Consider the following 16,065-nt stretch of genomic DNA (forward strand, 5'->3'; position numbering starts at 1 on the left):
GGTTTCGCGCAGACGCCGTGCATGGTCGTACCTGGGGCGTCAAGGGAAAGACGCCTGTTGTCGAACGCCCCGGCCAACGGCAGACGATCAGCGCCGCCTCAGCGGTGAATGCCAAGGGCGCGTTCTGGTATTGCACCTATGAAGGCGGCCTCACCGCTGAACTGTTCGTCCAACTGCTACGCAGGATGATGCGCTATCGCTCGAAGCCGGTCCATCTGGTAGTGGACGGTCTTCCGGCCCATAAGACGAAGCTGGTGAAACGTTACGTGGAATCGACGGAGGGTCGGCTCACGCTGCATTTCTTACCGGGCTATGCGCCTGAGCTGAACCCTGATGAGCTGATCTGGAGCCATGTTAAGCGCACTGGCGTTGCCAGAGCGCCTCTCCGCAAGGGCGAGAGGCTGCTCGATAAGATCGAGACGCAATTGGCCCAGATCAAGAAAGCGCCTGAACTCGTTCGGTCATTCTTCAGGGCGCCAAGTGTCGCCTATATTACCGACCAGTGAGTAACACTTGTCGGCCCGATACGACGGCCAATCTGGTGAACGTCTCGCGAGCCGCACGCCGAACAGACGAAGCGGCGCGACCGCGCCAGAGTGATGAACGGTATCTGCGGCGCCATCCGCATTGCGTCGAAGGTGCGACCTCGCTGTGATGGGCAAGAACTGAGCCGCCGATGCGAGGTTGCCCATCGAAAGGCTGGTCCAGATCCGGGTCTTCGGAGTTCGCATTAATCTCGATAGGTCCACGGTGTCACCCGTCAACGTCTTTGAAAATGCCTTCAACCCCACCATTCATCGGATTACGATTGCGGATATGATCCTGTGCCCAATCAAACCATTCGGCAATTGACCGCCCACACACTATTTGGGTCAGATGGGACTCGTGGGCCTTCAGCTCTTCAAGGAAACACTGAGCTGTTGTTGCCTCTTCCCATCTGTGAGCGAGGTCTATAAAGCGGCGCCACTGATTGTGTTCCCTTTGGCGACGCTCACGCTCGATTTGGGGGCGATGCTCCGATTCAAGCCGCCTGCGTTCGGCCTCCTCGCGTTCATTGCGCAATTTTGCGAGCGCTGACGCAGCGAGGATGAGCGAACAGACGATTTCCTGGAGCAGTTTCTCAAGCGGCGCGTCGGGTGTTTCTATCCATTCACTTCGAATTGCGCTGTCACCCAAATAGCTGTCGATCTTGAAAACAAGGATTCCGGTGGGCTCGAGCACCTGCGTCCAATTGCGTTCGCCCGGCAGCGACCATCGCATCTCGCTTTTTGTTTTTGGTCTGCGAACCTGTTTCTGTTTTTCGCGGAGCTTGAACTCGATTTGATCCTGTCCCGAGCTGAAATACGTTTTGCCACGCTCGCCTGTCTCGGCTCTTAGCTCCTGTCGCATGGCCGCCTTAAAGAGGGCATCGAGAATGCGATGACGACGATGATCAGTGTCGGTCCACTCAGTGAAGATGGGGCCGAAGATATGGTGTTCGCGTTTGGCATCACGTCGCTGTCGCTCGTGTTCTGCAATCCAACCAGCAATGATAGGGTGCGGTCGTGCTAAGCGTTCCGGGACAGAAATAGGTCCATCCAGCGCGGCTCTAGCTGCTAATGCCTGCCGCTCTGCGGAAAGGAAAATTGGGCGGGATTTTGGCGTGGTCGGCTTAATCGTTGCCGAGGAGGGATTTCCTGGCTCTAGAGGTGGCAGCGAAGGCTGCGAACCCTGCTTGCCTGCGGCTTTCTTGGCCCAGTGACCGCGTGAAGGATAGGGTATGGCCAGCCGGTCGCAAATTTTGGCGAGACCGCTACCGGTGATGCCGTAAGTCTCGCCAAGCTGGATTAATGGCGTCTCCCAGACCTGACGAAAAAGCTCTTCCCTACTAACCGTTATGGGACGCGCCGCGTTCTCGCCCATACCGCTTTCCTTTTTCCAATTGAGCGCGAAGATAGGCTCTCTTCGGAGGGGGTAGATGCATTTCGATCAGTCGGCCCAATTAAACGACAGTCCAGGAAATTGTCGCGGATATGCGTTTGCGTCCGCAAGTGTTCGCCAATGCTTATCGGGCAAATGTTGGGCACGAACCGCGCATCGGCTCAGGATACGCATACTTCTTATTGATTTTATTGGCGCGCCCAAGGGGATTCGAACCCCTGTTTTCGCCGTGAAAGGGCGGCGAGCAGACCGTGAGTAGCGAAACTCCCCTCACAGATCATTCCCAATGCTCCCCGGCTTCGTTCGCCGCAAAGAGATCCTCCTCTCCCGCGAACAAAACATCATCGAGATCGGCCTCGGGCTTTGGCATCTCCAAGAGCCCTTCGTCTTCGAGCCGTTCGATGTCGGGAAGATCGCGCAGCGTCGCCAGCCCAAAAACCTCCAGGAATTTCCTGGTCGTCACATAAGCGAAAGGCGCGCCGGGCTGCGGCGCGCGCAGGACGCCGTCGATCAGGCCATGGCGCTTGAGCACGCCGATGACGTCGCGACTGATCTCTTTGCCGGCGAGCCGAGAGAGTTCGGCGCGGGTGGCGGGTTGTAGATAGGCGATCGCGGTCACGGCCAAAATCTCCGTCGGCGTCAGCTCGGGCGCGCCCGCAATGCGCAGATCGGCGCCGCCCACCGCGCGGATCGCCGGCGCGAAGCGCGGCCTGGTGCGCAATTGATAGCCGCCGGCGACGATGACGAGTTCATAGGGCCGCGCGCGTAACTCGTCGCGGATGTCGGCGATCAGGTCGTCGAGATTGCAATTTGACCCGACAACCCGCGCCAAAACCTCGCGCGGAACCGGATCGCGCGACGCAAAGATGACCGCTTCGATTCGCCCCATCCACTCACGCCAGCGCGCGGCTTCCGGCAGATCGACGAGACTGAGGTCGAAAGATTCTTCGACCTCGCCTGTCTGAAACGCGCGCGTCTTTGGTCGGCCCATGATCGCGCCTCACCTTGTTCCTCAATGTGCTTCACTCGAACGCCCGACCAATTTCTCAAGTCGCCAAACCCTGATTGTCGACCCTACCCGCCAACTCGGATCTGTCGCCTGGCGATGCCTTAAAGCCCGTACAGCCGAAAGCTCGACCGCCCCGTCAGCTCGCGCGCGGCGCCTAGTTCAACGAGCCGATCGAACAGACGCCGCGAACTGCGGTCGGAAAGCTTAGCGTATTTCGCGGCGCGCGCGGGACCGACGCAATCGTCGGCAAGCAGCATTTCGATCACACGCTCTGCTCCCTTGGCGCGCAGCTTTGGCGCGGCGTCGCAAAGTTTTTCGGCGCGGCGTGAAAGATCGACGGCAAGATCAACCGCCTCTCGCGCCGCAAGGGCGTATGCGCTCGCCAGCGCGTTCGACCAGTCGCGGTCGCCGGGGCGCGGTCGACGTCCGTTTGGCGCGCGGCGCAATACGGGGTGAGCGATCACCGTCGCCAGCAGCGGAACCGGCGCCTGCCAGCCGAGTTTTTGCGCCAGGGCTGCGTCGGCGAGCCAAAGCGCGAGAATCTCCGCCTCGACCCCGGGACCGGCCGCCAGGTCGTGCATCGCCGCTGCGCTCGCGCCCGCCGCTGTGGCGAGTGGATTGTCGGCGCTGGCGACGGTGGTTTGGCGGAACGACTCGGCAAGACGCTCCCCGTCCACAGCGCTCGGCCTCCCGACGTGTTCGGCGACGATCGACAATGTCGCTGCGTCGAATCTCATGGGACGATGGGCGAAATACCGCCACAGGCGATGAAGCCGTCCGGCTGGACTGGTTTCGACGACCGCGCCCCCGAGATGCTCGGCGTCGCGCAATGCCGCTTCGTCCTCGCGCAGCCGCGCGAGACGCGCGCAGGTCGCGGCGGCTTTGAGCGCCAGACGCTGGCGCAGCGCGCCTGAAAAAACAGGTTCGCCGCCACCCTCTCCGGCGCGCAACAGCTGGTCGAGATGAGCGATGCCGGCGCCGGCGAAAAACGCGGACCCGGCGCCGTCGGCGGCGTCGCCTTTCGCCCAACGCGGCAGCGGCCGGACTGCTGGGAGAGTTTGCGGGTTTGGTGGATTGTCACGGCGTGATCGAGCGCGCAGCGCCCTCTCCCGGCGAGACGATGATTTGGCGTCGAGAAACTCGTCCGAATCAACCTGCAGCATGGCGGAATCCTAAGCTCGGAACGAGTCTGGCGGCAAGTTCTGGCGGCGCTTTTTTGTGATTTTTTGCGCCACATCCGCCGCGCTTGTCTTCCCTCTCTCTTGTCCGATAATGTGGGCTTATCGGACATGATTCGAAAGGCTCGGAGTTCCGTGAAAAATTTCGCGTTTGATCGGTGGACAGCCTTCTGACGCGTCGGATTCTTCCGGCCAAGGTTCCGCTTGAACGACCGGACTCCCCCCTTGGGAAATGTCGGAGAGCCGCAATTTTATGGGATCCGAGGCTCAATGCTGCCGGAAGCCGATTCACAATTTATGGGACGAAACCGCCCGAATATTTCGGGAATTCGAGCATAATTTATGGAACCGCGCCGGCAATCGGGGGGCGGCAGTCCGACAATCGGACTCTCACCCATGGGAAAGTCCGGCCGATGTCGCCTTTTTTTCGGCCGCCGAAATTTGGCGGCAGGACTTATGAGACCGGTCGAATCGGGATTCCGAGCCGCCGTTGGAAATGTCGAAAACTGCCGAGGGCCCATGTCGGAAGAAACCGCCACTTCTTCGCCCGACGAAGACGTCCAAACCGACGCGCGGCTCATCGAGCGACCGGCGGCTCCCCATCTCGCCGCGCTCTCCGAAAAGGCGCGCGATTACGCCCGTAACGCCCGCTCCGAAAACACAAGGCGCGCCTACGAGGCGGACTGGCGGCAGTTTGCCGCCTGGCTGCGCCGCCAGGGGCTCGATCCCCTGCCCCCGGATCCGCAAACCGTCGGCCTCTATTTGACCGCCTGTATGGAGGGAGTTCGGGGCCGGGAGCCGGTTTCGGTGGCTACTTTGGAGCGCCGGCTCGCCGGCATCTGCTGGCATTACCGCCAGCGCGGCGCGCCGCTCGATACGTCAGATCGGCACATTTCCACCGTGCTCGCCGGGATCCGCCGCGCCCATGGCCGCCCGCCGGTCCAGAAGGAGGCGATCTTCGCCGACGAGCTGCTGGCGATGCTGGCGACGCTCGAGATGGATCTGCGTGGGATCCGCGACCGCGCAATTCTCGCGCTAGGCTTCGCCGGCGGTCTGCGCCGTTCGGAAATCGTCGGCCTCGATTGTGGCCCCGACCAGACCGAAGACGGCTCGGGGTGGGTCGAGATTCTTGAAGGCGGCGCGGTGCTGCAGATATCCGGCAAAACCGGCTGGCGCGAGGTCGAAATCGGTCGTGGCTCGCGTCCCGAAACCTGTCCCGTCGCACTTCTCGAAACCTGGATGCGGCTCGGGCGGATCAGCCAAGGCCCCCTCTTCCGGCCGATCGCGCGGAAGAATGGCGGCGTCTCGCCCGAGCGGCTGACCGACAAACATGTCGCCCGCCTGGTGCAGAAAACCGCCCTCGCCGCCGGCATTCGCGGCGATCTGAGCGAGGGTGAGCGCCGTCTCGCCTTCTCTGGACACTCCTTGCGCGCCGGCCTCGCCTCCTCGGCGCAAATCGACGAAGGGCATGTGCAAAAACATCTCGGCCACGCCTCCGCCGAAATGACGCGTCGATACCAGAGGAAACGCGACCGGTTCCGGGTCAATCTCACCAAAGCCGCAGGTTTGTAAAAGCCTTTGCGCGGCGCGAACCACCCTTGATTTAAGTGCCCCATTGGGGCATATTCGGCTCGTGAAGAAGCCGCTTCATACCGTCGCTGAGACGCAAATCTACCTGTCTCGCGCCGAAGGGTTGATGACCGAAAGCGAGCGGAGCGCAATTGTTGACCTCCTGGCTGCAAGCCCGGAAGTCGGCGATCTCATCCCGGGAACTGGCGGCCTTCGAAAAGTCAGGGTTCCCCTGGCGGGACGAGGAAAAAGAGGCGGCGCACGGGTCATCTACTACGTCTATGACCAGACGTTGCCGATTTATCTGCTGCTGGCCTACGCCAAAAACGAGCGAGACGATCTTTCCAGCGAGCAGAAGGCCGTGCTGCGGCGTCTCGTTGAAACCATCCTCGCAAGGAAACAGTAAAATGAAAGAAGCACTGTTCAACGATCTTGTGAAGAGTTTGGAACAAGCGGCGGCGCATGCGCGGGGCCAGGCGGTTCCTGGCCTCCAGGTCCACCCGGCGCCAACCGCCGCCGATATTATTTCGATTCGTCAGCAGGCTGGCCTCACGCGCAAGCAATTCGCGGCGATTCTCGGAACAGCCGTCGGCACGCTTCGAAAGTGGGAGGATGGGTCCCGCGCGCCGAGTGGCGCAGCTCGCACCCTGCTCCTTGTTCTGAGACGTAATCCCAAAGCAGTGCTCGAAGCTCTCGCTGCCTAGAGACAACGCCGCGAAGTACATCACTTGGCGCTTAGCGGCACGCTCTCCGTTCTTAGTTGAGAGCCTCAAATCCCGGCGCCATTCGCGATTGTTCGACAGCCGCGATGTTGGCTTCGCCGAAAGGATCGACGGCGCTCACCACGGCAATTTGCGCCCAATTCGGGAGGTAGCGGTATGGACGGGAAAGATTTCGGCAATCTGATCGCGGGCCTCGACGATGCTTTGGCCTATGCGAAGGGACATAAAAGCCCTGGCGCGCGCGCTCATCCAATCCGCTCAGAAAATCGAGCATGGGATGACGCCGACGTGCGCGATGCCTGGATCGAAAGCATCCCAGAAATCAAGGGCGGCGCGCCGGTTATCAAGGGCACGCGCATCACGGCGTATGCCATCGAAGCGCGGTTGTTGCACGGCGACAGCCTCGACGAGATCGCCGCCGAGAACCCTGATATACCGCGTGAAGCTTTCGTAGCGGCCCTCCTCTTCGCCAAAGCGCATCCCCTCCCCCGCTGAACCCTCGTTGCGGCTTGGGGAAATCCGATGGACGCCTTTGTCAATCACGGTCTCGATTCTGACGCGCAACGCCTGCGGACGCTTCATTGCCTGTCGTCGGTCAATTGAGGCGCCAATGGCTCCGCGAATGGCGGCAACTGACCATAGGTGGCGGCGGCCGTCAGCGCCTGTGCGGCGATGTCGCCCGACCGGGTCAAAAGATCGGCGGGCGACGCCTTCCCTTCCGCGGCCATTGGGCCAAGCTCGATGATTTTGACCAGCGCATCGGAAAGGATGGCGAGTTGGGTCGTCGTATCGGTCATGGCGTCCGCGCTCCGTCAAACAGAGACGATAGTCACCAAGATCGGACCATGAAAACGCGTCGCGGAACAGTCCGATCACCCCGCCTGCCGCCGTTCACGCGCGGCCTTTGCGGCCTTGCCGCGCAACAACGCCATCAGCACCGGCCCCAGCGAGAACTCCCCTTCCCGCGCCTTTCCAGTCAGAACCCGCAAATAGCCGCCGGCGGATTTAATTTCATCGCCGCGCTGGAGGATCGCAGCAATGACGATCGAGGCGTCATGTTCGCCCAACACCTCCAGCGCTTGCGACCAGGCATCCGGCGAGACGCCAAGAGCAGAGCGCACGATCGCCGCCGCGTCGATCAGATCGCGCCAGCAGGAGATCTCGCCGCCCTTGCCGTAATCGACGATGTCGGGACAGGCTTGCAACACCATGCCTAGCGGATAGGTTCGTTGCGAGGGCGGTTGGCGATCGCCCCTTCTCAAATTAGGCGTCGTTGTTTCCGTCGATCCGACTGTTTCGGCTCCGTCGTCTTTCCGCATTGACCCGGGCGGTTCGGCCCTGCCTTCTTGAAGGTCAGGTTCAAGATCAGGAATGTTTGTGATTTGATTCTGTATATGGCGCTCAGTCTGGGACTCATTGGCGCTTCTTTTTTGCTGTTTTATGTGTGTTTCGAGCAAGTTCTGAATATTGATCGCGAAGGCAGCCAATTCGCCCGCCAAAGCCACCAGCCCGGTTCTCCCGAGGCTGCGCGAATAGCGCGCCGATAGGGCCTGGTAACGCCCGTAAAGGCCTTCCCAGTCGCTTACATCCTGCCCCTCGATCGAGAGCGGCGTGATGCGAACGCTTTCCTCCATGCCGGTCTCGATCATCTTGACGATATCGCGCCGCACGATCGTGATCTTCTCGCGTAAGAGCGCGATCGCGCGGTTCTCGCTACGGACTTCTTCGGCGAGATTTTCGATCTCGCTGGCCCGCGCAATCAGCGGCGTCAGATCGAAACCAAAGGCGCTTTCGATCTCGCCGCCCTGCCCGCGTCTCGCGAAGCGCTTGCCGTTCGGCGAGTCGCGCCGGATGATCAGCCCGGCCTCGACGAGCGACGCCAGATGCCGGCGCAGCGTCGCCGGCGCCATGCCGTGGGCGCGGATGGAGAGCTCTCTGTTCGACGGAAACACCACGACGCCGGGGCCAGGCGAATCATCCTCGCTCTCGGCTTTTTTTGGGTCGCTTTCGGGCAGCGTCAGCGCCGTTTCCTGATGGAAGCTGAGCAATGCGTGCAAGACCGATAGCGCCCGATCGGTGACGCCGAGCGGCGCTTTGGCTTCAGTGAGCGCGCGAAACAGCCGCCATTTATGGACGACAGTCTCGGACGCGTCGGGTTTTGCCGCGAAATCTCGCGTCGCCGCCTGCGCCGCCACCATGGCAAGCGACAGCGGTCGCCGCCCAAAGGGCGTCGTTGAATGTGTGCGCATGAACTTTTGCCTCGTTCAGGCAAAAGAAATCCGCTCGCCGAAATTGGCGCCAAAACTCTTGACTGTGATTCGCGGAAGTGAGATTCTCGGAGTGCTTAAATCAGAGAAAGGCTTCCGGGCGGCGACGTTCGGGGGCTTTTTTCTTTTGCGGTTCAGTCTCCTGTTTCACTGCTGACCTTCGCCTCCTTGAACGCCCGATAGAGCGAATCAAGATTGGACGAAATGTATCGGCCGAACTCGCCCGCATTCTTCGATTTGAGCGAGAGGCTGAAAGTGTTTCCCGTGTTGCGGAAGTTCGCCGCGACCGTCTTATCTTCAGGTGCCCAGGAGGCTGATTCGTTTTTCAAACGCACCGTTTTCCGGGACCCCCTTCGCGCCATTTTCAGTCGCGCGAGGAGATAATTGAAACGATCTATCGCGTCCTTCGACTGGAATTCATCCGACCGCACGATCTCCTTAGCAAAGTCGGCGCTCGCAGGTTGCTTCACCTGCTTCTTGAGTTCCTCCCACCTGTCGCGACCGACGGTCCTAGCCGCGCCGATTGCCTCGATCACGGCGGCAGGAACTGTCTCCGCCACGGAAAGCATTCGGGATAACAAGGTGTCGTCGACAGTCAATGCGGACTTGATCGTGTCCTTGCTCTGCCCCATATCGAGTAGCTTTTTGGCGAACAGCGCTTTTTCGATAAATGACAAATTTGCCCGGGCGCTATTTTCCTGCCCCTGCGCAACGATATGAGCGATGTCTTCAAGGTTCTTGACGACAGCTCGAACAGGGATGCCGAGCTCCTTGGCGACCCGCGCGCGGCGGTGGCCGAACACGATCATGTAGCGGCCCGCAATCTGCGGGTGGGGTCGCACCAGGATCGGCGTCGACTGACCGTGCTCTTTGATCGCCTCCCGAAGAAGGACATAGTCTTCGTCGTCATCTTCGATGCGGTCGGAGACGAAAGACTCATCGAGCACGCCGACGTCGAGATTGACGATAGCTTCTCCCGCAATCATTTTCTTGGCGTTCTCCGCCATCTCATCGATCGAAATCATCATAGAGCGCGACGCGCCTCGACGGGCGTACTCGTATCGGGCTTCGCTATCGGCCTTGGGCGTCTCCGTACCTGTGACGCTCGCCAGGAGGTTCTTGCGGGCCACGCTATCCCCCTTTCTTCGGCGAAAAGGCACCGGAGTTACAGGCGATTCCAGATGTCTGCACGGCTGTCAAAACAAAGGTCATTTGCGCCCCCAAGCCTGGTGAACCAGAGCCGATATTTCCTCGTTGACGGCGTTCAGCGCTTCCAAAGCACGATCATAGGTCGCACGGTTGAATTGAGATCGTTCGACCTCGTACAGCGTCTGGTTGGTAATGCCTGCATCCGAGATTGCCGTCGATTTCACCATCGGGTTCTTCAGCATCTGCTTGGGAAAAAGAGACTGCATGAATCCAACCATCTGAGCCTGAGGACCATCGGTTGGCTCGTAGCGCGTCACGAGATATCGAAACCATTTGAGCCGCACGTCGGCTCCTGCGCTGCTGATAGACTGGAGAATACCCCCCAACATGAGCAGAAACTGGCTCATGGACATCACATCGAGCATCTGCGGATGGATGGTGATCAGGACAGAGGTGGACGCGGTCAGCGCCGTCAGCGTGAGATAACCAAGCTGCGGCGGACAATCGATCACAACGACGTCGTAACGCTGGTCAACTTCTTTCAGGGCATCGGTAATGCGGGTGAAGAACATCCGCCCCTCCACGGACGACTTGTTCGACGCCGCGAGGGGGGTGTCATATTCGTATTCCTGAAGTTCCAGATTCGCCGGCACGATGTCGAGACCGGGGAAATTCGTCGATAGAATAACGTCGGAGATTGGCTTTCTCGCCTCGTCATAGCGAAGAGCCTCGTAAAGTGAGGGATTCCTGTCGAGTTCGGGCTGAATGCCATGAAGCGCGGAAAGCGAAGCCTGTGGATCGAGATCGATGGCCAGGACGCGGTGTCCAGTGAGGGCCAGGTGCTGTGCGAGATGAGCAGCCGTCGTCGTCTTTCCACTGCCGCCCTTGAAATTAACGACGGCGATGACCTGCAATCGCTCTCCACTCCTCCTGTGCGGAACATAATTTTTGAAATCGGCGCGCCCATGGCGATCAAGATAGTGCCGCAGTTCGAGCATTTGCTCGGCAGTGTAGGTCCGCCGTCCCGAAACGGAGGTTGTCGGAGTCGGTCCCTTCCCCTCGAGATGAAGCTTCTTAATGTTGGACTGCGTTACACCCAGGAAATAGGCAACCTCCGCCAGCGAGAACGGGCGCAAGCTTTTGGTGGCGTCAGGCGGATAGTGCTCAAAGCGGAGCATGTTAAGCTTGTCGGAGATCAGTTCCCCTTGCTGGAGAATAATCTCGTGGAAGCTGAAACCGTCCATCTCGTCGACAGATGTCGTCACGTTCATCGGCGCCATTTCCCGGAATAACGCTTTTCCGCGCGATACCGAATTTCAAGCGGGAATTATGCCCGATTCTCTCTATGTCGCAACGATTTTTGAGTTAACGAAAAGTTAACGCGGCTGAGGACCGCCATTTTCCGCGCAACGAGAAGCCTCTCATGAAACAAATATCTGATTTAATGCAATTTTTCGTCATTATGTACGGCTGTCAAAATAACAGTCCGATGCGAGCGAGCGTCGGTCGGAACACGACGCTTACATTTGAGCTGTCCAACAAAGGCGTGTGCCTGGACAACGCTCACGCACCGTCCTTTCCGAAGCGCCACACGGGAATGCCCATCTTTCGGGCCTTGTCGGCGAGGTTCTCGACGATGCCGGAGCCTGAGAAGACGATGACGCCGATCGGAAGCGCTTCGAGCATAACGTCGTTGCGCTTGAAGGGCGCAGCGTTCTTGTGCCTAGTCCAGTCCGGTTTGAAAGCGACTTGCGCGACCTTGCGATTGTCCGCCCAGCAGGCGGCGATTCGTTCGGCGCCCTTGGGGCCGGCGCCGTGGAGCAGGACCATGTCCGGGTGTTTGGCGCGCACCTTGTCGAGCGTCGCCCAGATGCGCGCGTGGTCGTTGCAGTCGGGTCCGCCCGCGAAAGCGATGCGCACACCGGGAGGCAACAACACTTGCGTCTCGGCGAGCTTCTTCGCGTTGAGGAAATCGCGGCTGTCGATCATCGCCGAGGTCAGAGCCCGGTGATTGACGACCGAACCCGCGCGCGGTCGCCAGGATGAGCCGGTCTCAGTCGCGTAGAGTTCGGTGAGATGATCGCGGAAGAATTCGAAGGCGTTGCGCCGCTCGGTGAGCGTGAGCCCTTGCGCGATCCGCCGTTCGAGTTCGACCGAACGAATTTCCGAGCCGTCCTGCTCGCCATGGGAGCGGCGTTGCGCGCTTTCATTGTCATCGAGGTCGCGGCCGATGCGCTCCGCCTTGCGGTGGAAGAGATTGACGACCGACCAAAGCAAATCGGGAAGATCAGCTTCGAGACGCGTGTCGACGAAGAGGCCCGACAGGGCTTCGACCAAAGATTCGAGTGCGAGCGTTGCGGCGTCGGAGGAGGGCAGGGGACGCGGATCAGGCTCGTCCTCGAAGGGACGATAGCCATGCAAGGCTAGTTCGTCGAGAAGTTGCGAGGAGGCTGAACTCTCGTGATGATCCGAAGGCTGGGAGTCGAAGGGAAGGGAAGCGATCTCGTAGCTCATGGCGTTTGCTCTTTCGCTTAAGGCCGCGCCGATCGGGCCTGACAGCGATCCTGAGCCACGGGCGGACCGCGCCGCACCCGAAGGGCCGAAGCGCACGCGGAGGACGCGAGACGTCGACTTGTTTGTTCGGCGAGGAATGCCTGGCGCGAAATGCGCCGGGCAGGGGAAAGAAGTCGGCGGGGAGCGTTGCGGCAAGCGGTCTGCTTGTGGCGACATCGCTGCTCTCTCAGGCCGGCGCGCGGCCCTCTCCGCGAGAGAGGACGCTCGTGACAAGAGAGGGACCGGCCGCCCCAGCCCCTCCCGGATCGGCGCCTCGAGCCGCCGCTCGTTGATCTCGACTTCGCGCCCTCGGATCTGGAACCAGCGAGTAAGTGTAAAGCTCCCCTTTCCGGCGCCGCGGTCAGGGAGACAGCGCCTCCGAACCCCAAGGATAGAGACGGGGGACGACGAGCGTCAGCAGCGTCGCAACTGCGATCGCTGCAATCGAGCCGCGAAGAACAACATCCAGTTCGTAGGCTGCATCGTCCCGAGCGCTATGATGAGAAACAGCATCGGCAGGTCGAGGAAATGCGTGAACGTCGGCGCCAGCTCGCCCCGCGCGCGCTCGAGCTCGGGCGTCGCATGGCCGGCATCCAGCGCCGATCGCGTCAGGCGGCGCAGCCGCATGAAATAGAGGCGCGTGATCGTGTTGCCCTCGACGAACTCGAAGGCGAACAGCCCGACCATCCCGGCAAGCCATGGGATATGCAAGAAATTCCAGCCTCCATAGAACTTCACGATCATCCAAGTTCCGGAAATCAGCAGCAGCAGGGCGCCGGGCACGACAAGGCCGTCGTAAAAGACCGCGATGTTGCGTACCGCTTCCGAGAAAGGCTTCAGCTCGCTGAGCTGCCGAGAGCGCAAATCGGCCAGCCACACGCCAATGAGCCCGGCGCCAATGAGAACCGCGCCGAGGACGTGGAAAAATCTCAACAAGCCGTACTCCATGGGGTCAGCCTTTCTCCAGCCTTTGACGCAGTTCACGGACCGCGCGCGCCGCATCCGCGATCGTGTCGACAGACAACCCCTCGGCTAAACGCTCGGCCCACCGACGCTGCTTGGCCATGGCGGAGCGGAACGCCGCCTTGCCTTGATCTGTCATAAGCACGAGTTTTGCCCGCTCGTGATGAGGATTGGGCGCGAAGCGGACAAGGCCGTCCTTCTCCATCTCGTTGGCCAACCGCTGCACCGCCTGACGCGACAACCCCATGTTGCGCGCGACGTGAGCAATCGGCAGCGGCACGGGCGAGGCGTCGATTGTGCCGAGCACCTGCCAGCGCGCGCTGGTGAGTCCAAGATGGCGAACGAGTTCGTCACCTGCCTCCAAGAGGCGGCCGTTCAACCGAAACGTCTCCAGTATCAACTCGGTGACGGCCTCAACTGCTGATTTCTGAAGCCGGCGGTCGTCCATGTTCATAGGGGTGTCATAATGGTAACATATTGTCAATCCGAACCAGAGCCGCGTTTGGCGTCTTCGGCGCGATGCGGTCCTGTCGCCGCCGCCGCTCATGGCGCATTCAAATCATTGCATCGAACGAACGGCAAACTTGTCCCGCACCCGGCCGTCGACGATCAACTCGAGCCAAGAGAGCTCTCACCCGACCCTTGTTTGAGGAGACGAGGGAAGAACGTTTTGCAAGAAGAGTCTCTTGACGACTCCAACGGACGATCGCCGAAAAGTCGGCTCTCTTGGACGAAGCGCCCCTCACGCGACCATCCTCGCCCAATCTACGCGCGGCGACGTCAATCTGGGGAAATGTCCAGTGGACGGCCCGCGCGCGCCCCTCGAAGGAGGTTTGCTGCGTGATACGCTTAGCGCCTGCGTTCGATTCGAGGGGCTCGAGAAAAATGCGGCAGGCGGCGCGACGGCAAGCAAAATCGCAGGCGACGCCTGAAAGCGACGACGCGCCGACAGGCGAAAACGCCCGTCTCGCGCGATTGATCGAGGAATATTGCCTGGACGCCATCGGCAGCCTCTCCCCGGCGAAGATCGAAGAAGCCGCGCTGCAATGGCTGTCCAAGAAGAGCTTGAATCGCGACGACGCCTCCAGCGCCGTTTTGATCATGGAGGCCTTCGCGCTTTCGAGCAATTTGTTGCTGTTCGCGCCTTCGCTGACGGGCTTTACGCCCATCGACCGCTACTTCCGCCAGCGTCGCGCGGACGCCAGTCCTGAAGGGCGCGCCGCGATGGCGGCGCTCGCGACATCGAGCTTCCGCCTGCTGCGGCTGAAATCGCGCGCAACGCCGGAGATGCTCCTCGCTGAGGATTTGGCGAGCGGCGAACTTCTGTCATTGTTCGACGCGGACATTCCCGACGGCGCCATCGGCGCGGCGCTGGCGGCGCGTCTCGCGCCGCTGCCGGACGGGAGCTTCGTTGCGGTCGGCCCGCTGACGCCGCTCGACGGGGAGGCGCTCGCCGAGGGCCTTTCTTTCGTCCGGCCGGGCAGGGGACTGAGCAATCCGCAACGTTGCGCCGGCACCGTCTATCGGCATGTCATGCGCCACGGCGGCTTGCGGCTCGAGGGCCTGAACGCCTTTCCCGAGGATTTGATCGAAGAACTCGAATGCGTGGAAGAGGAGGAATACGACGAACTCGACCGCCTCGCCCACGCCTTAGCGGCGGCGACGAAGAAGAAGAGCGAGGAGCCTTCCGCCGATCACATCGGCGCGGCGCGCCGCCTGACCTCCTTCGCTTCCCTCGCGGAGGCGCTGGCGCGAAGCGTCGTCTCCCGCCAATTCAAGCGCGGCGATCTCGCGGAGGCCTTTTCGCGGCTCGCCTTCATCATGATTGAGACCTTCGAGCGCCGCGCCGCCGCCGGAACCGGCGATGAGGAAAAGCCGCTGGAATTCATCGCCTCGGCCCTCGATCGCGCCGTCGCGGAAAAGCGCCTGCCGGCGGAAGCCCGCGCCCTCTATGAAGATTTGCGCCGCCGGCTCGGCGCGTCGAACCGCGCCGGCGCCGAGAAGCGCGAGGGCGACGCGGAACTCGCGCGCGTGCTGCAACGCATCCAGGCGCTGCGCGCCAAGACGGTGGAGCAGGGCTGCACCGAGCAAGAGGCGCTCGCTGCGGCCAAAAAAGTGGCGGAGCTTCTCGACCGCTACGGCTTGTCGCTCGGCGAGGTGGAAATGCGCGATCAGGCCTGCGAAGGCGTCGGCATCGAAACCGGCCGCCGGCGGCGCGCCCCGCTCGACGATTGCATTCCCACGATCGCCATGTTCTGCGACTGCAAGGTGTGGAGCGAAACCGCGGCGAACGGCGCGATTCGTTACGTGTTCTTCGCTCTGCCGGCGGACGTCGAGGCGGCGCATTACCTTTACGATCTCATCGCCGTGACCTTCGCGACCGAAACGGCGCGGTTCAAGAGAGAGGACGCAGGCATAACGTCCAGCGTGCGGCACGGCTCGGCGCATTCCTTCCAGATCGGGCTCGCCCACGGAATTTGCGAGAAACTAAAGCTCATGAAGGGCGAGCGCGACGCCGCCTCGAGGCGCTCGTCGGGCCGCGATCTCGTGCCGCTGAAGGCCGCCGTCATCGAGGATGAATTGGAAAAGCTCGGTCTCGATTTCCACGCCAAGGCTTCCCGCCGCAAGCGGCTTGTCCAGCCCGGCGCTTATGAAGCGGGCCGCGAAGCCGGGCGGAAATTCGCGCCGCGCCTGGGAGTGGAAGCCGCCGACGCGGTTTGAGGCGACAAGCGTCA

The 16,065-nt window shown here is 61.3% G+C and carries 16 protein-coding genes; 5 read left to right on the forward strand and 11 right to left on the reverse strand.

The features are described 5' to 3' along the window. A partial coding sequence (locus IYX23_RS04680) for an IS630 family transposase (protein WP_196398826.1) occupies window positions 1–506 on the forward strand: 506 nt, incomplete at its 5' end. A 247-nt stretch (window positions 507–753) separates the two neighbouring features. On the opposite strand, the gene IYX23_RS04685 is transcribed toward IYX23_RS04680, so the two are convergent. The 3 genes from IYX23_RS04685 to IYX23_RS04695 form a co-directional block, all read right to left on the reverse strand. After that, complete coding sequence (locus IYX23_RS04685; RefSeq protein WP_154453906.1) at window positions 754–1,902, reverse strand: hypothetical protein; 1,149 nt, start codon at window positions 1,900–1,902, stop codon at window positions 754–756. A 295-nt stretch (window positions 1,903–2,197) separates the two neighbouring features. Beyond that, window positions 2,198–2,911 carry an SMC-Scp complex subunit ScpB gene (locus IYX23_RS04690; protein WP_154453907.1) on the reverse strand — a complete coding sequence of 238 codons (714 nt, stop codon included), beginning with the start codon at window positions 2,909–2,911 and terminating at the stop codon, window positions 2,198–2,200. Between the two features lie 119 nt (window positions 2,912–3,030). Next, window positions 3,031–4,092, reverse strand: coding sequence for a DUF1403 family protein (locus IYX23_RS04695; protein WP_154453908.1), 1,062 nt, complete (start codon window positions 4,090–4,092; stop codon window positions 3,031–3,033). Between the two features lie 534 nt (window positions 4,093–4,626). Between IYX23_RS04695 and IYX23_RS04700 the strand changes: the two genes are divergently transcribed. The 3 genes from IYX23_RS04700 to IYX23_RS04710 all read left to right on the forward strand — a co-directional run bounded on the left by IYX23_RS04700 (window position 4,627) and on the right by IYX23_RS04710 (window position 6,380). Continuing rightward, window positions 4,627–5,679, forward strand: a complete 1,053-nt coding sequence (locus IYX23_RS04700; RefSeq protein ID WP_154453909.1) for a tyrosine-type recombinase/integrase — start codon at window positions 4,627–4,629, stop codon at window positions 5,677–5,679. A 61-nt stretch (window positions 5,680–5,740) separates the two neighbouring features. Then, window positions 5,741–6,082 carry a type II toxin-antitoxin system RelE/ParE family toxin gene (locus tag IYX23_RS04705; protein WP_246695833.1) on the forward strand — a complete coding sequence of 114 codons (342 nt, stop codon included), beginning with the start codon at window positions 5,741–5,743 and terminating at the stop codon, window positions 6,080–6,082. Between the two features lies 1 nt (window position 6,083). Next, window positions 6,084–6,380, forward strand: coding sequence for a helix-turn-helix domain-containing protein (locus IYX23_RS04710; protein ID WP_154453910.1), 297 nt, complete (start codon window positions 6,084–6,086; stop codon window positions 6,378–6,380). 276 nt (window positions 6,381–6,656) lie between these two features. Here the strand turns inward: IYX23_RS04710 and IYX23_RS20125 are convergent, their stop codons facing one another. The 8 genes from IYX23_RS20125 to IYX23_RS04750 all read right to left on the reverse strand — a co-directional run bounded on the left by IYX23_RS20125 (window position 6,657) and on the right by IYX23_RS04750 (window position 13,784). Next, a complete protein-coding gene (locus IYX23_RS20125) occupies window positions 6,657–6,980 on the reverse strand; it encodes a hypothetical protein (RefSeq protein ID WP_246716487.1) in 324 nt (107 codons plus the stop codon). Next, complete coding sequence (locus IYX23_RS04720) at window positions 6,977–7,195, reverse strand: hypothetical protein (protein ID WP_154453911.1); 219 nt, start codon at window positions 7,193–7,195, stop codon at window positions 6,977–6,979. The genes IYX23_RS20125 and IYX23_RS04720 overlap by 4 nt, the downstream gene beginning before the upstream one ends. Before the next feature lie 75 nt (window positions 7,196–7,270). Then, window positions 7,271–8,647 carry a plasmid replication protein RepC gene (gene repC / locus IYX23_RS04725; protein WP_154453912.1) on the reverse strand — a complete coding sequence of 459 codons (1,377 nt, stop codon included), beginning with the start codon at window positions 8,645–8,647 and terminating at the stop codon, window positions 7,271–7,273. Between the two features lie 152 nt (window positions 8,648–8,799). Then, entirely contained in the window at window positions 8,800–9,795 is a 996-nt protein-coding gene (gene repB, locus IYX23_RS04730) for a plasmid partitioning protein RepB (protein ID WP_154454001.1), read from the reverse strand. Between the two features lie 78 nt (window positions 9,796–9,873). Further along, a complete protein-coding gene (gene repA / locus IYX23_RS04735; RefSeq protein WP_154453913.1) occupies window positions 9,874–11,085 on the reverse strand; it encodes a plasmid partitioning protein RepA in 1,212 nt (403 codons plus the stop codon). 292 nt (window positions 11,086–11,377) lie between these two features. Continuing rightward, a complete protein-coding gene (locus IYX23_RS04740) occupies window positions 11,378–12,328 on the reverse strand; it encodes a DUF2493 domain-containing protein (protein ID WP_154453914.1) in 951 nt (316 codons plus the stop codon). A 453-nt stretch (window positions 12,329–12,781) separates the two neighbouring features. Next, window positions 12,782–13,303: a DUF2269 family protein gene (locus IYX23_RS04745; RefSeq protein WP_210330493.1), complete on the reverse strand. Its 522-nt coding sequence runs from the start codon at window positions 13,301–13,303 to the stop codon at window positions 12,782–12,784. Between the two features lie 16 nt (window positions 13,304–13,319). After that, window positions 13,320–13,784, reverse strand: coding sequence for a MarR family transcriptional regulator (locus IYX23_RS04750; protein WP_246716489.1), 465 nt, complete (start codon window positions 13,782–13,784; stop codon window positions 13,320–13,322). A gap of 431 nt (window positions 13,785–14,215) precedes the next feature. Between IYX23_RS04750 and IYX23_RS20130 the strand changes: the two genes are divergently transcribed. Beyond that, on the forward strand, window positions 14,216–16,051 hold the full coding sequence (locus IYX23_RS20130; protein ID WP_246695835.1) for a DUF2786 domain-containing protein: 1,836 nt from the start codon (window positions 14,216–14,218) through the stop codon (window positions 16,049–16,051). Window positions 16,052–16,065: the final 14 nt, after the last annotated feature.

Source organism: Methylocystis sp. L43 (assembly GCF_015709525.1).
Taxonomy (GTDB): Bacteria; Pseudomonadota; Alphaproteobacteria; order Rhizobiales; family Beijerinckiaceae; genus Methylocystis.

What these genes read in the sequence shown, in the direction of transcription:
- IYX23_RS04685 (WP_154453906.1), bottom strand. Translation starts at nt 1,902, where the DNA reads ATGGGCGAGAACGCGGCGCGTCCCATAACGGTTAGTAGGGAAGAGCTT.
- IYX23_RS04690 (WP_154453907.1), bottom strand. Translation starts at nt 2,911, where the DNA reads ATGGGCCGACCAAAGACGCGCGCGTTTCAGACAGGCGAGGTCGAAGAA.
- IYX23_RS04695 (WP_154453908.1), bottom strand. Translation starts at nt 4,092, where the DNA reads ATGCTGCAGGTTGATTCGGACGAGTTTCTCGACGCCAAATCATCGTCT.
- IYX23_RS04700 (WP_154453909.1), top strand. Translation starts at nt 4,627, where the DNA reads ATGTCGGAAGAAACCGCCACTTCTTCGCCCGACGAAGACGTCCAAACC.
- IYX23_RS04710 (WP_154453910.1), top strand. Translation starts at nt 6,084, where the DNA reads ATGAAAGAAGCACTGTTCAACGATCTTGTGAAGAGTTTGGAACAAGCG.
- IYX23_RS20125 (WP_246716487.1), bottom strand. Translation starts at nt 6,980, where the DNA reads ATGAAGCGTCCGCAGGCGTTGCGCGTCAGAATCGAGACCGTGATTGAC.
- IYX23_RS04720 (WP_154453911.1), bottom strand. Translation starts at nt 7,195, where the DNA reads ATGACCGATACGACGACCCAACTCGCCATCCTTTCCGATGCGCTGGTC.
- repC (WP_154453912.1), bottom strand. Translation starts at nt 8,647, where the DNA reads ATGCGCACACATTCAACGACGCCCTTTGGGCGGCGACCGCTGTCGCTT.
- repA (WP_154453913.1), bottom strand. Translation starts at nt 11,085, where the DNA reads ATGAACGTGACGACATCTGTCGACGAGATGGACGGTTTCAGCTTCCAC.
- IYX23_RS04740 (WP_154453914.1), bottom strand. Translation starts at nt 12,328, where the DNA reads ATGAGCTACGAGATCGCTTCCCTTCCCTTCGACTCCCAGCCTTCGGAT.
- IYX23_RS04750 (WP_246716489.1), bottom strand. Translation starts at nt 13,784, where the DNA reads ATGAACATGGACGACCGCCGGCTTCAGAAATCAGCAGTTGAGGCCGTC.
- IYX23_RS20130 (WP_246695835.1), top strand. Translation starts at nt 14,216, where the DNA reads ATGCGGCAGGCGGCGCGACGGCAAGCAAAATCGCAGGCGACGCCTGAA.